The following is a 13,989-nucleotide window of genomic DNA, read 5'->3' as shown; positions in this document are numbered from 1 at the left end:
ATTAAGACTCAAGCATATGTAAATTTCACCCCCTTTACCTTGACGGCTACATCTTCAAACAGTACCATCGGGTAGACTAAATTTAACCTTATATCATTGATAATTATTGATTCATCATGGCAAAACTGAAAACCATCGCACTTACCATTTCAAGTTTATCCGCAGCTTCAGGCGCAGCATACGCTCAAAATGCCACACCAGATCAAGTAGGTATGGCAATGATGCGCCTCAATTCCTCTCTTTTGGATCAAGCCAAAGCGCAAACTTTCGGAACGGGCAGCCTTTGGGCATCGTTGCGCAAGGATTTTCGCATGAACGAGGTCAATTCCGAACTTGTTCGCCGCCATGAGAGCAAATTCGCTGCCAATAGTGCCTACTTCGACCGCACCATTACCCGCAGCAAACCCTATATGTACCATATTGCCAACGAAGTCAGAAAACGCAATATGCCTGCCGAAATCGCACTGCTGCCGTTTATCGAAAGCGCATTCGTTACTAAAGCGAAATCTCACGTCGGCGCATCCGGTTTGTGGCAGTTTATGCCTGCAACAGGCCGTCACTACGGCTTGGAAAAAACCCCTTTATATGATGGCCGTCACGATGTCTACGCAGCAACTGACGCGGCATTGAATTACTTGCAATACCTGCATGGATTATTCGGCGACTGGTCACTTGCATTGGCTGCCTACAACTGGGGCGAAGGCAACGTCGGTCGTGCCGTCAATCGCGCCCGTGCGCAAGGCTTGGAGCCGATTTACGAAAATCTGCGCATGCCTGTCGAAACACGAAATTACGTTCCCAAACTCTTGGCTGTACGCAATATCGTTGCCAATCCGCAAACTTTCGGCATGAACATCAGCGAAATCAACAATCAGCCATATTTCAAATCTTTGAGCATCGACAAGCCGATTGACAACAGCACTATCGCCCGCTTTGCCAATATCAGCGAAAGCGAATTGCTGACACTCAATCCGGGATTTAATGCACCTGTATTCATCCCAAAAAACAATCGTCGCCTGTTGCTGCCTGTTGATTCTGTAGCCTCTTTCGAGAAAAACTACCGAAACGCAAATCCTGATACCTTGTTGTCTTGGAATGTATACACATCCCGAAACAATACCAGCTTGAACGCCATCGCTGCAGAAACCGGCATGAGCGTTGCAGAAATCAAACGACTGAACGGCTTGGGTAATAATTCCCTGTCTTCCGATCGCAGTATTTTGGTAGCCAAGAATGAAGCGTCTAATTCTGCCACACCTGCTGCGCTCTCATTCATCGATGTCGATAACAGACCGGATACTTACCGTTCCAATATGCCGGAAATGGCGCCTATTCAAACGGCAAAAGCAAATATTCCTACAACGAATTTTGCAAACATCAAGCCCGTTGCCGAAACACCTACTGATTATGTAGCTCTAGGCAAAAAAGCAGTATCCGAAACTTTGGTTGCACAATCAGCCCCTGTTATCGAAGAAAGCAAAGTCACTTCCGCAGCTTCTACGGTTGTCGCCAAAGCAGATATCACTGCCGCACCTGCAGCCACTCAAACCACCTCTTCAGCAGATTTGGGATCAACCAATATCAAAGAAGAGCGTATTCCTGAAATATTTGCCCAATTTGCTCAAACTGAAGGCAAGCCTGCCGTTGTCGAGCAAACTGCTGCGAATACAACTACTGAGTTGACTACTGCTCAAGCGAATGCGACGCAATCTACTGAAACAGCTGATGAACTGATGGCATTGGTGGACTCTAATGTTCGTACTCAAACTGAAAATACAGAAAATACAGTAGTCGCACAAGCCACCAGCGAGCAAAATGTTGCATCCGACGCAGTCAAAGCACGTAGCGAACGTATTGCCGCCAATACCGCCAAACAACAAAGCCGCACTGAGGCACGTTTGGCTCGTGCGGGCAATCAGCAGCAATCTCAAACCGCTGGTGCCGGCATGCACCGCGTAGCCGATGGTGATACGCTGTTTAATATCTCCCGTCGTTACAACTTGAGCGTTGCTGATTTGATTATCGCCAACAACATCAAAGGCAATAACATCCGTAAAGGTCAGCTGTTGCGTGTTACCGCAGCACCCGCCAAAACTCGAAACAGCATCCGAAACGTTTCTTATACCGTTCGCAGAGGCGATACTTTAAACACTATCGCCAACCGCTTCAATGTTGATGTAAACGATATCCGCCGTTGGAATCGAAATACCAATGGTGTGACACCAGGTCAACGTTTGAAATTAATCGGCAGTTAAGATTATTCTTCATACAAAAGTCGTCTGAAATTTTTCAGACGACTTTTTATTTGCCAATAAACTCAATATTCTCAACATCACCACTATACTTCCCTTTAAAGAGAAAGTTTTTATAGTGGATAAAGTTTAATCCCGATGCCAAATTATAGTGGATTAACTTTAAATTAGAACAAGGCGACGAAGCCGCAGACAGTACAGATAGTACGGCAAGGCGAGGCAACGCCGTACTGGTTTAAAGTTAATCCACTATAAAAGGACGTCTGAAACCCTTTTTCAGACGTCCTTTTTGCTTAAATCAAGCCTTCCAGTTTTGGATTACCCTCTTTCGGAATCGGGCGTTTATTGCCTTCACTGTCGATGGCGACATAAGTGAAGACAGCTTCCGTAACAAGTTGGCGATCTTCAGTAAGATGATCGTTCATCAATGTTTTTACCCAAACCTCGATTTTCAGTTGTAACGACGTATTACCCACGCTCACGCAGCGACCGTAGCAACAGACGACGTTGCCCACTTTCACAGGGCGGATGAAATTCATTTCCTGAACAGCTACGGTAACAATGCGACCTTGTGCGATCTCCGCCGCCAAAATACCGCCGCCCAGATCCATTTGCGACATAATCCAGCCGCCGAAAATATCTTGATTGGGATTGGTATCTCGCGGCATAGCAACGGTGCGCAGTAGAAGCTCGCCTTGTGGTTTAGCATGTTGTTTTTCATTTTGCGTCATGGGAAATATCCTTTTAGAGGTGCAGCTTTAGTGTGAAGTTGAGAAACTGATTGAAGCAGTATGGGGTTATTGCCTGCGATCACAAGGTCGTCTGAAAACTTCAATACCGTTTTCAGACGACCTCAAACCGATATTCTGAGATAAGGCTATTTCTAACATTCTGCAAATTTCAAATAAACACCGGTAACGTCCTGTTCTCCATAACCTGCTGTTACTGCTTGGCGATAGTTCTCAGCAACGGTTTCGACAGCAGGCAGCGACTTACCGGCCTGCTCCAGCTCTTTAACAGCCAGATTAAGGTCTTTGGAAGCATGTTTGAGTGCGAAGGCAGGTGGGAATTCACGGTTTGCCCACAGCGATTTTTTGGTTTGGAACATAGGCGAATCCATAGCGGAATTACCAATGGCTTCGATGATGGTACCCGTATCGACACCGAATTGTTGGGCCATCAGCATAGCCTCGCTGTATGCTTCGCCGAAAATACCCAGCAGGGAGTTGAGCACGAGTTTTGCGCCCGAACCTTTCCCTACCCCGCCAAAATGGAAAGTTTGTTTGCCAACAATGGAAAATACTTTTTCCAAAGGCGTTAAAACGCTTTCTTCTCCACCAAACAAAATCAGCAACGTACCGTTGGCAGCAGGACCGACCGAACCGGAAACAGGCGCTTCTGCAAACTGCCCGCCCGCAGCTTCGACCAATTCTTTAACGGCAAGATTTTCAGACGGAGCAATAGTGCTCATGTTGACAATGATTTTGCCCGCAAGCTCCTTGCGAACTTCCTCACTCAAAATATCGCGCACAGCTGCGAAATCCGAAACCATCAGAAAAATAACGGGAAAAGCGCGGATAAGTTCGACGGTGCTTGCGTACACTTTCGCACCTTTATCGGCAAGGTCAGCGGTTTTATCGGGCGAACGGTTGTAAACACCGACTTCAATACCGGCGTTCAAAAGCCGCGTTACCATCGGATTGCCCATTTGACCTAAACCTATCCAGCCGATTTGCGTGTATTCGTTTGTTGACATTGAATTTGCTCCTCTGTTTGTATCGCCGTGCAATCATATAGGTTTACAGGTCGTCTGAAAAGTTTTTCAGGCGATTGGATGAGATGTTTATATTGACGTGAACAAAATCGCCTTTCGTTTGCTGAGGTATATGCGCATGTTTTTCATATTAACACTGCCGATTAAGCCCGCTTAATGGCAAAAGGTCGTCTGAAAACCCAAGTTTTCAGACGACCTTTTACAATCAAACCATTATGCGAACGGATGATGCAAAACGATGGTTTCTTCGCGGTCGGGGCCGGTGGAGACGATGGCTACCGGCGCGCCGCAGACTTCTTCGATACGTTTCAAATATGCTTTGGCATTGACAGGCAATGCGTCGTAGCTTTTCACGCCGAAAGTGGATTCGCTCCAGCCGGGCATAGTTTCGTAAATCGGTTTGCAAGTTTCTACCGCATCGGAACCGCAAGGCAGGATGTCAGTTTTGCTGCCGTCGGGCAATTCGTAGCCGACGCAGATATTGATGGTTTCAATACCGTCCATCACGTCCAGTTTGGTGATGCACATACCGGAAATGCCGTTGACTTGGATGGAGCGTTTCAACGCGGCGGCATCAAACCAACCGCAACGGCGGGCGCGGCCGGTTACGGAGCCGAATTCGTGTCCGCGTTCTGCCAAACCTGCGCCTACTTCGTCAAACAATTCAGTCGGGAACGGACCTGAACCGACGCGCGTGGTATAGGCTTTGACGATACCCAAAACATAATCCAGCATTTGTGGACCTACGCCCGCGCCTGCGGAAGCGGCTCCCGCCAAGCAGTTGGACGAGGTAACGAAGGGGTAAGTGCCGTAGTCGATGTCCAACAGCGTACCTTGCGCGCCTTCAAACAGCAGTTTTTCGCCGTTTTTGTTTTTCTCGTTCAACACGCGGGATACGTCGGTAATCATCGGCGTAATGCGCGGCGCGACTTTTTCGATAACCGCCATCACGTCTTCCACTTGAACCGGCTCGGCATTGTGCAGATGTTGCAATTGAACGTTGTAATAAGCGAGGATGGCATCCAGTTTTTCACGCAGTTTTTCAGGATGCAGCAAATCGACGACGCGGATGGCGCGGCGTGCCACTTTGTCTTCGTAGGCTGGGCCGATGCCGCGGCCTGTGGTACCGATTTTGCCTTTGCCGCGCGATGCTTCGCGGGCTTGGTCAAGCGCGATGTGGTAAGTCAGGATCAGCGGGCAGGTCGGCGCGATTTTCAGACGACCTTCGACGTTTTTCACGCCTGCTGCGTTCAGCTCGTCGATTTCGCCCAACAATGCTTCGGGGGATACGACAACGCCGGAACCGATGAAGCAATCCAAGTTTTCATGCAGGATGCCGCTCGGAATCAGGCGCAAAATGGTTTTCTTGCCGCCGACGACCAAAGTATGACCCGCATTGTGGCCGCCTTGAAAACGTACGACACCGCTGGTTTCTTCCGCCAGCCAGTCAACGATTTTACCTTTGCCTTCATCGCCCCACTGGGCGCCGATTACTACAACATTTTTAGCCATAGCCATATAACCTATTAATATTAAAAAATTATCGTGAATCAATTCCAAACCAAGACGGCTTTGCGCCCTACCCTGATTTGCCTTTAATCCGCTATGAATGGGTATTTAAAGTTTCTCAACCTGCCAAACGCCGTCCGACTTTTTCAGACGACCTGTAATCTCTTCCGAAGCGTTGTGTCCGATACCGTAGTCAATCACGACACACTGCCCTTGTTCACGCAAGGCTTCGACTGCTTCACGAGCCGCTTCGGCATCATCCGCATCGACCAACACGACGGGTTGCCGCTCAATGGCGGGCAAACGTCCGATAAAGCTGCGCAAGTCGAAACTGAATCCCGTTGCCGGACGCGCACGGCCAAAATATTCGCCCAATCCGTCATAACGACCGCCCCGTGCAACCGCGTCATGGAAATTGGAACCGTATGCCGCATACAGTAAGCCCGTGTGGTAATTGTCCACACGCAGTTCGGATAAATCGATATGGACTTTCTGATTCGGGAAGGCGTCGCATACTGCCTGCAATTCATCCAACGCGCTGCCGACCGCAGACAAATCCGGCAATCGTTCGCGTGCGGCGGACAACACTTCACGTCCGCCATACAGACGCGGCAGCAGCGAGAATGCTTTTGCCCACATACCGTCCAGCTTCCAAGCCTTAACCTGCGCTTCGACCGCCTCGGTATCTTTATCCTGCATCAAAGCAAGCAGCGTTTTGGACTGCTCCGCATCCAAATGCGCCGCATCGGACAAAGCGCGGAATACGCCGATATGACCCAGCGATAGCAAAACCTCGCCCATATCGGCAATCTTCATGCTTTTGAGCATCAAGTCAATCAATTCGATATCCGCCTGAATGTCGGCGAAACCATACATCTCCGCCCCCGCCTGCAAAGGTTCGCGCATATTGAGCAAACCTTCCGGCCGCGCGTGCAACACAGGACCTGCGTAACACAATCGGTTAATCCCTTGATTGGCGGACAAAAGATGCGCATCGATACGCGCCACTTGCGGCGTAATATCGGCGCGGATGCCCAACTGCCGACCGCTCAGCTGATCGACCACCAAAATGGTTTTCAAAGACAAACCCGCGTCAATGTGCGTCAGCAGGGAATGGCTGTATTCCATCAGCGGAGGCTGTACCAGCTCGTAACCGTGCACTCGGAACAAAGTCAACAACTGCTCTCGCGCGCTTTCCAACTGTCGGGCGTTGGTCGGCAACACATCGGCAACATGTTCGGGAAGCTGCCAAGATTGCATGGAAATCTACCTTCTATCTGTTTTTGTAAACGCAAAGGGCTGCTTGAATTTAAAACCAGACAGGCAAATAGCCCGTTTCTCGAAATACGCCGCGCAAACGATGCAGCGTTTCCAACAAATCTGATTTTAAATTCAAACAGCCCCTGAATGACGGCTTTAAACCGCCGAGTTATTAAAAGCAAACTTTACCATACAAAACAGTTTTGTGCAGCCTGTTTTCATACGGGACAGCACGAGACTTCGCGCAAATCAGGTTTTGTGTGCGGGAAATGATAAGTTTAGAAGGCGTACCGGCAACTGGGGATTTCACAGTAAAGATGCTGCTTATTATTCCTCGATACCTCATCAATCCCATACTTGATTTAGCTTAAAGGTCGTCTGAAAACCTATTTCAGACGACCTTTAAAGTCTATCCACCAAAATCACCGTATTTCTTTGGCTGCTTCCTGCTCCGCTTTATAACGGCGCAGATAGGCAAGTGCGGCGGCTTTTTCTTCTTCGTTGCCATATTTGACATCGCGTTGGGCGCGGCGCAATTCAGCGCGCTCTTTGGCTTCTTCGATTTGTCGGTTTTTGAATGCTTCACGGTTGTCGGAAGCAACCAGTTTGTCTTGCTGGGATTGGGCTTTCGCCATGGCTTTGGCAATTAAATCCATGGGATTGAAGGCAGGTTTGGCGGCAGCTTGGGTTTCGGCTTGAATTTGCGCCTGCTTGGCTTTAACGGCGGCTTCGCGCTCGGCAAGCATGGCTTTGCGTTCCGCCTCGTCGCGCGCTTTGCGCTCGGTGTGCCAATCAAAGCGGCTTTGCGCGTGTTCGGCGGCGGCGAAACGCGCTTCGGAAGAGCGGCTCAGGCTGCGTGCAGCGGGAAGGTATTCCTGTTCGGAAGGTATCATGTCGATACAATCCACCGGACAAGGCGGGAGGCAGAGTCCGCAGCCTGTGCATTCGTCGCTGATGACGGTGTGCATGAACTTGCTTGCGCCCATAATCGCATCGACAGGGCAAGCGCGGATGCAGGCGGTACAGCCGATACAGGCGGCTTCGTCTATCAAGGCGACGGCTTTGGGCTGCGTTTTGACCGGTGCAACGCGCGGCTTGCCCAATAAGGCGGCAATGTCTACCATCACCGCTTCTCCTCCGGGTGCGCACAGATTAACAGGCGCATCCTCGTGCAGCAAAGCTTGTGCATAAGGCAGGCAGCCTTGATAGCCGCATTCTCGGCACTGGGTTTGCGGCAGCAGGCGGTTGATGGCTTGAAGGTCGGTCGGCATGGCAGATAGAGTCAAAATCGAAAGCGTGTATTTTATCGGGAAACGGAATACAGGGAAACAAAAGACCAAATTAAGAAAGGTCGTCTGAAAACCCAAACTGAGTTTTCAGACGACCTTTTATATTTTCTGACTACTTGTCCTGCTTAATCAGAATTTATGTGCCAAGCCGAAAGAAACGGCTTTTTGCTCAACAGAGCCTGTGTGATCAGGAGTCAGGCGGGTTTTGCTGCCCAGTTTCATATAGCCGGCATGAGCAAGCATAGAAGTGCGTTTGCTGAATTTGTATTTGGCACCAACCACAACTTGGTCGAATTTATCAACCAGTTTCTCACCGCTGTTCACGCCTTTTGCCGCCCAACCGTGAGCGTAGCTGATTTGCGGGGTCAAGTTACCGAAGGTATAGCCTACGGTAACGGCTGCATCTACAACCTTAACAGCTTCTTCTTTACCTGAATCTTTGGTGATGTCCACACCTTTGTAGGTATTGAAATCATCGGTAAAGTGCGCCAAATATTTGTTCGCGCTTTCATGGCCTTTGGCGTATTGCGCACCTACGCCGACAAACAGGTTGTCTTTGTCGTAGTAGCTTTCAATCTTCGCGATTTGGGCGGCTTTGACTTTGCCGTCTTTGTTGGTGTACGCGCCTTTATAATGACCGTAGCCCAGTTTGGTGGCGAAACCGTTGTTTTCGTAGATCAAACCGGCAGTATATTGCTCTTTGCTCGGTTTTTCGTGTACGTATTTATCGTCCGGATTGCGGTTGTCGCGCGGAGCGTAGGAGGCATTGAACTTGAATCCGCCGAACGAAGGGCTGTCATAACGCAAAGAGGTCGTACGTACGCCGGTGCGGGTGTTGATACCCAAACCCATGGCGTCGGTTTTGTACATCCACGGATCAATGGTGTCCATCTCGTTAAGCATGTTGTCGATGTTACCGGCACGGACTTTACCGAACTTGCCTTCCAAACCGATAAAGGAATTGCGGTTGCCGAAACGTTGGCTGTTGGATTCGCCTAAAATAGAGGTACGCTGTTCAACCTGCCAAATGACTTTGAGGTCGTCTGAAAGTTTCTCGTTGCCTTTGAAGCCGATGCGCGAAGTATTGTCGTTGATGCGGGTTGAAGTCGCGCTTTTTTCAGTACCTTCACTGCCTTTGATTTTCACTTGTCCTGCGGTAATGCTGCTTTTCACTTGTCCATAAAGAACAACTTCAGCGGACGCTGCAAAAGGTAGGGCTGCTGCGGTTAAAGTAATCAATATTTTCTTCATGAGTCCTCCTTAAATTTAAAAATTGAGTAAAAGTACCAGACTCAATCATAATGATTTTAGGATTATTAGACAACTCTTTTTATCTTGAGAAAAATTATTATTCATTTCAAATAAAATGTGTATTTCTGCAACCCGATATCGGGACAATCCTTAACATTCATTTGTTCTACGATTTTGCTGATTCAAACTTCGTTTTCCTCCGTTTGAAAATGGAAATATAAAGTGAGTGCAGCTTTTTTCAGACGACCTTTTCGGGTCGTCTGAATATTTTTTTGTTTATGAAGAAAACCATAGCTGAAAACAACGAAAAAAAGAAGAAATTTTCCCGTCTAACCTATTGCGCCGACAGGGATTTTGCCGTTTAATGCGAACCTGCTGAATCAAGGGCCTGAGGCATATGCCGGCCGCCCCCACAGTTAACCTTTTGCATGTGGTCAGTTTGTATAAACCGCTGCCACCGCTGCAATGTTTTCCTCTTTCGCAAAAGGACTGTATCCATGAAAAAAACTTCAATGGCGGCGGCACTCATCGGCCTCGTCTTGACTGCGTGCAGCGGCGGACAACAAACCGCCGCAGAATCTTCCGCCCCTTCTTCCCATACTGCGTCCGACAAGCTCAATATTTACAACTGGTCGGACTACGTCGATCCCGCCACGCTCAACGCGTTTGAAAAAAATACGCGCATCCACGTCCGCTACGACTACTACGACAGCAACGAAGCCCTCGAAGCCAAGCTCTTAACCGGCAAATCCGGTTACGACCTCGTTGCCCCGTCCATTGCCAATGTCGGACGCCAAATCAAAGCCGGTGCGTATCAAAAAATCGACAAAAGCCAAATCCCGAACTACGCCAACATCGATGCCGACCTGCTTGCCATGATGGCAAAAGTCGATCCGGGCAACCAATACGCCGTCCCTTATTTCTGGGGCATCAACACGCTTGCCATCAACAAAAAACTGGTTCAAAAAGCTTTGGGAACGGAGCAGCTGCCCGAAAACGAATGGGATTTGGTGTTCAATCCCGAATACACCAAAAAACTTAAATCCTGCGGCATCAGCTATTTCGACAGCGCCATCGAACAAATCCCGCTCGCGCTGCATTATTTGGGCAAAGACCCGAATACCGAAAACCCCGACGACATCAAAGCCGCCGTCAACATGATGAAAAAAGTGCGTCCCGACATCAAACGCTTCACTTCGTCAGGCTATATTGATGACATGGCGGCAGGCAACCTTTGCGTCTCAGTCGGTTACGGCGGCGACTTGAACATCGCCAAAACACGCGCACAAGAAGCGAAGAATGGCGTCGAAATCGAAGTTTTAGCACCCAAAAGCGGTGTCGGCATCTGGGTAGATTCCCTGATGATTCCGCGCGATGCCCAAAACACCGCCAATGCGCATAAATACATCAACCACACGCTCGATCCCGAAGTCGCGGCGCAAAACGGCAATTTCGTTACCTACGCTCCAGCCAGCCGCCCTGCACGCGCATTGATGGACGAGAAATATACCGGCGATGCGTCTATTTTCCCAACCAAGGAATTGATGGATAAAAGCTTTATCGTATCGCCCAAATCAACAGATGCAAGCCGCCTGAGCGTCCGTTTGTGGCAATCGCTGAAAGCTGGCAAATAACAGTTTGACTTTGAGAATCCAAAGGTCGTCTGAAAAATTTCAGACGACCTTTTTGACTGCTATTGAACAGGTTATCAACCCACTCAATCCAACTTGAAGATATCAAGCAAATCAGTGTTACCTCATCTGTTCATATACAGATTGAGACCTTTGCAAAAATAGTCTGTTAACGAAATTTGACGCATAAAAATGCGCCAAAAAATTTCAATTGACTAAAACCTTCCTAATATTGAGCAAAAAGTAGGAAAAATCAGAAAGGTTTTGCATTTTGAAAATGAGATTGAGCATAAAATTTTAGTAACCTATGTTATTGCAAAGGTCTCAGATTGCCACCTTATATCGAAAACATATCAATACGCCACAAAACCAAGATTTATTTAATTACTCGATTTTCTATTCCATCAGCAACAAAATTTGCACTATCTTCATATAATCACAAAGTATTACTTACCGCCAAAACCAGGTTTTAAGATTTGTAAATTTGATATAAGTCAAACTATCGCATTTTGTAGATTCATATAATATTAATGTTTAGAGTATCGAATAATCGGGGATAGTCATGTCCTGCCTTAAAACGAAACGCACATCCGGCATCTTGAATACGATGCTGGCAATGTTTGCCGTATTTGTCCTATTGTTTTCGACACTGCCCGCCTATGCCGAGCGTTTGCCGGAATTCCTGTCAAAAATCCAGCCTGCGGAAATTTTTCCGGGTGCAGACCGCTATGGCAAGCCTGAAGGTAAACCTATGGTTGCTCGTGTTTATAAAGGCGACGAGCAGGTGGGCTTGGTGTATATCACAACGGACGTGGTCAACACGCGCGGTTATTCGAGCAAACCGATTGATACAATGGTGGCTTTGGCCAACGACGGAACGGTCGCCGGTGCGAAGCTGGTCGATCACCACGAGCCGATTATGCTTATCGGTATCCCGCAGTCGCGCGTGGATAAATTCATCGATAAGTATATCGGTTTGAATTTCATTAAGAATCCGCCTACTCCGGGCATTGCTCCCGGAGACATCATCAGCGGCGCAACCGTTACGCTGATGGTAATTAACGACAGCATCCAGCGTTCGTTTAAAGTGGTTGCCGGTAAATATGGTTTGGGTACCGACAAAGCCGTTCAGACGACCTCTGCCAATACTGCGGATACGCAACAGGCTGCCGAACCTGCAACTCAAACCCGCCCTCGCCGCGCTGTCAATCCTGACAAACAGGACATCCAATCTTGGAATGCCCTTTTGGAACAAAAAGCCATCGGTCATCTGCATATTTCAGTGGATGAAATTAACAAGCTGTTTGAAAAAGGCGGCAAAGCCGGTGTTGCCGACCACGCCGAACAAGGCGCAGGCGACGATACCTTTATCGATTTGTATACTGCCGTAGTCAGCCAACCCTCCATTGGTAAAAGCCTGCTGGGCGAACAAGGATGGAAAAACCTGCAAAGCCGTCTGCAACCAGGTCAACAAGCCGTCTTGGTCGCCGGTGAAGGTCGCTATTCTTGGAAAGGTTCGGGTTATGTCCGCGGCGGTATTTTCGACCGTATCGAGATGATTCAGGGTGAAAACAGCTTCCGCTTTACCGACGCAGAACACGAACGCTTGGTCAGCCTGGCTGCCGAAGGTGCACCCCACTTTAAAGAAGTATCATGGTTTACCATTCCTGCCAATGTGGAATTCGACGCTGCCGAACCTTGGCGTTTACAGTTGATGGTTCAACGCGTATTGAGCGTAAACGACAAAGCATTCATCACTGCCGACTTGGATTACGAACTGCCTAAAGGTTACTATGTCGATGACCCGAAAGCACCGCCCGTTGAAATCAGCGCACCGGTAGAACCTGCTGCCGCAGCCGATACTGCCGATACCGGCAACGGCATTGCCGACCAAGCCAGTGCCGACGACGGCGCATCCAACCAACTTTGGAAACAAGTCTGGAAAGCGAAACAGGGTCAAATCATCGTAGTCGGCATCGCATTGACCATCCTGCTTTTGGTATTCCTGTTCCAAGACTGGATTGTCCGTTACGAAAAATGGTACGACCGTTTCCGCTTGGTATTCCTGACATTTACTCTGATTTATATCGGCTGGTACGCTCAGGCGCAATTGTCGGTCGTGAATACGCTGACCTTGTTCTCCGCCATCCTGACCGAATTCCGTTGGGACTTCTTCCTGATGGATCCGATCGTGTTCATCTTGTGGCTGTTTACCGCTGCAACCATGCTGTTGTGGAACCGCGGTACATTCTGCGGCTGGCTCTGCCCCTTCGGTTCGCTGCAAGAGCTGACCAACCGCATCGCCAAAAAATTGGGGGTGAAACAAATTATCGTACCGCACCTGCTGCACACACGCCTGACCGCGATTAAATATGTGATTTTCTTCGGTCTGCTGGCAATTTCGCTGTACGACTTGGGCACTGCTGAAAAATTTGCTGAAGTAGAACCCTTTAAAACAGCGATTATTTTGAAATTCGTCCGCGAATGGTGGTTTGTCGCATTTGCCGTTACCCTCTTGGTTGCCGGCTTGTTCATCGAACGCTTCTTCTGCCGCTATCTGTGTCCGTTGGGCGCAGGCATCGCCCTACCCGGCCGCTTCCGCGTATTCGACTGGCTGCGCCGCTACAAAATGTGTGGCAACCCTTGCCAAATCTGTACGCACGAATGCCCCGTTCAAGCGATTGCACCGGAAGGCGACATTCATCCGAACGAATGTATCCAGTGCCTGCACTGCCAAGTCATGTATCACCATGACACACGTTGTCCGCAAGTTGTGGCAACCAACAAGAAAAAACAAAAACAGGCGGCGGCGAAAGCCGAACCAGAAACCGCATCTGCAACACAACAGCCTACCGAACAGGTTGTGCAGTTTGTGAAAAAATAAACCGCCCCATGGCCGGCAAATAATCTAAACCCCTAAAGAACCCTGAAAAAATGCCGGCCCACCCGTAACCATACTTATAAACATAAATTCGTTTTTTTGATCGGCAGGTCGTCTGAAAACGCCGGCTGCCGAATTTTAT

Annotated in this window: 9 protein-coding genes; 3 read left to right on the top strand and 6 right to left on the bottom strand. The window is 48.8% G+C overall.

Going from position 1 to position 13,989, the window contains the following annotated elements:
- Positions 1 to 116: 116 nt before the first annotated feature.
- Complete coding sequence (locus DBZ16_RS07365) at positions 117 to 2,255, top strand: LysM peptidoglycan-binding domain-containing protein (RefSeq protein ID WP_107813518.1); 2,139 nt, start codon at positions 117 to 119, stop codon at positions 2,253 to 2,255.
- A 290-nt stretch (positions 2,256 to 2,545) separates the two neighbouring features.
- Here DBZ16_RS07365 and yciA read toward each other — a convergent pair whose 3' ends face one another.
- From yciA to DBZ16_RS07335, 6 genes are all read right to left on the bottom strand, one after another.
- The gene (yciA, locus tag DBZ16_RS07360) at positions 2,546 to 2,983 is read right to left on the bottom strand and encodes an acyl-CoA thioester hydrolase YciA (protein ID WP_107813517.1); all 438 of its coding nucleotides are present in this window, start codon (positions 2,981 to 2,983) and stop codon (positions 2,546 to 2,548) included.
- 152 nt (positions 2,984 to 3,135) lie between these two features.
- Complete coding sequence (locus DBZ16_RS07355; protein WP_107813516.1) at positions 3,136 to 4,008, bottom strand: NAD(P)-dependent oxidoreductase; 873 nt, start codon at positions 4,006 to 4,008, stop codon at positions 3,136 to 3,138.
- Between the two features lie 231 nt (positions 4,009 to 4,239).
- On the bottom strand, positions 4,240 to 5,538 hold the full coding sequence (locus DBZ16_RS07350; protein WP_167390273.1) for an adenylosuccinate synthase: 1,299 nt from the start codon (positions 5,536 to 5,538) through the stop codon (positions 4,240 to 4,242).
- A gap of 105 nt (positions 5,539 to 5,643) precedes the next feature.
- Complete coding sequence (locus tag DBZ16_RS07345) at positions 5,644 to 6,795, bottom strand: ATP phosphoribosyltransferase regulatory subunit (RefSeq protein WP_107813514.1); 1,152 nt, start codon at positions 6,793 to 6,795, stop codon at positions 5,644 to 5,646.
- 422 nt (positions 6,796 to 7,217) lie between these two features.
- The gene (locus tag DBZ16_RS07340) at positions 7,218 to 8,066 is read right to left on the bottom strand and encodes an RnfABCDGE type electron transport complex subunit B (protein ID WP_107813513.1); all 849 of its coding nucleotides are present in this window, start codon (positions 8,064 to 8,066) and stop codon (positions 7,218 to 7,220) included.
- 147 nt (positions 8,067 to 8,213) lie between these two features.
- Complete coding sequence (locus DBZ16_RS07335) at positions 8,214 to 9,335, bottom strand: porin (protein WP_107813512.1); 1,122 nt, start codon at positions 9,333 to 9,335, stop codon at positions 8,214 to 8,216.
- Positions 9,336 to 9,832: 497 nt separating this feature from the next.
- Here DBZ16_RS07335 and DBZ16_RS07330 point away from each other — a divergent pair, with 497 nt between their 5' ends.
- Positions 9,833 to 10,969, top strand: a complete 1,137-nt coding sequence (locus DBZ16_RS07330; RefSeq protein WP_070493298.1) for a polyamine ABC transporter substrate-binding protein — start codon at positions 9,833 to 9,835, stop codon at positions 10,967 to 10,969.
- A 604-nt stretch (positions 10,970 to 11,573) separates the two neighbouring features.
- Positions 11,574 to 13,850 carry a NosR/NirI family protein gene (locus DBZ16_RS07325; protein ID WP_205836786.1) on the top strand — a complete coding sequence of 759 codons (2,277 nt, stop codon included), beginning with the start codon at positions 11,574 to 11,576 and terminating at the stop codon, positions 13,848 to 13,850.
- Positions 13,851 to 13,989: the final 139 nt, after the last annotated feature.

It is taken from the genome of Neisseria sicca (assembly GCF_003044565.1).
GTDB lineage: Bacteria > Pseudomonadota > Gammaproteobacteria > Burkholderiales > Neisseriaceae > Neisseria > Neisseria sicca_A.
This window is presented reverse-complemented; position numbering and strand designations above follow the sequence as displayed.

Bases quoted from the DNA above. Each gene is read 5' to 3' on its own strand.
- DBZ16_RS07365 (WP_107813518.1), top strand. From the start codon at position 117: ATGGCAAAACTGAAAACCATCGCACTTACCATTTCAAGTTTATCCGCA.
- yciA (WP_107813517.1), bottom strand. From the start codon at position 2,983: ATGACGCAAAATGAAAAACAACATGCTAAACCACAAGGCGAGCTTCTA.
- DBZ16_RS07355 (WP_107813516.1), bottom strand. From the start codon at position 4,008: ATGTCAACAAACGAATACACGCAAATCGGCTGGATAGGTTTAGGTCAA.
- DBZ16_RS07350 (WP_167390273.1), bottom strand. From the start codon at position 5,538: ATGGCTAAAAATGTTGTAGTAATCGGCGCCCAGTGGGGCGATGAAGGC.
- DBZ16_RS07345 (WP_107813514.1), bottom strand. From the start codon at position 6,795: ATGCAATCTTGGCAGCTTCCCGAACATGTTGCCGATGTGTTGCCGACC.
- DBZ16_RS07340 (WP_107813513.1), bottom strand. From the start codon at position 8,066: ATGCCGACCGACCTTCAAGCCATCAACCGCCTGCTGCCGCAAACCCAG.
- DBZ16_RS07335 (WP_107813512.1), bottom strand. From the start codon at position 9,335: ATGAAGAAAATATTGATTACTTTAACCGCAGCAGCCCTACCTTTTGCA.
- DBZ16_RS07330 (WP_070493298.1), top strand. From the start codon at position 9,833: ATGAAAAAAACTTCAATGGCGGCGGCACTCATCGGCCTCGTCTTGACT.
- DBZ16_RS07325 (WP_205836786.1), top strand. From the start codon at position 11,574: ATGCTGGCAATGTTTGCCGTATTTGTCCTATTGTTTTCGACACTGCCC.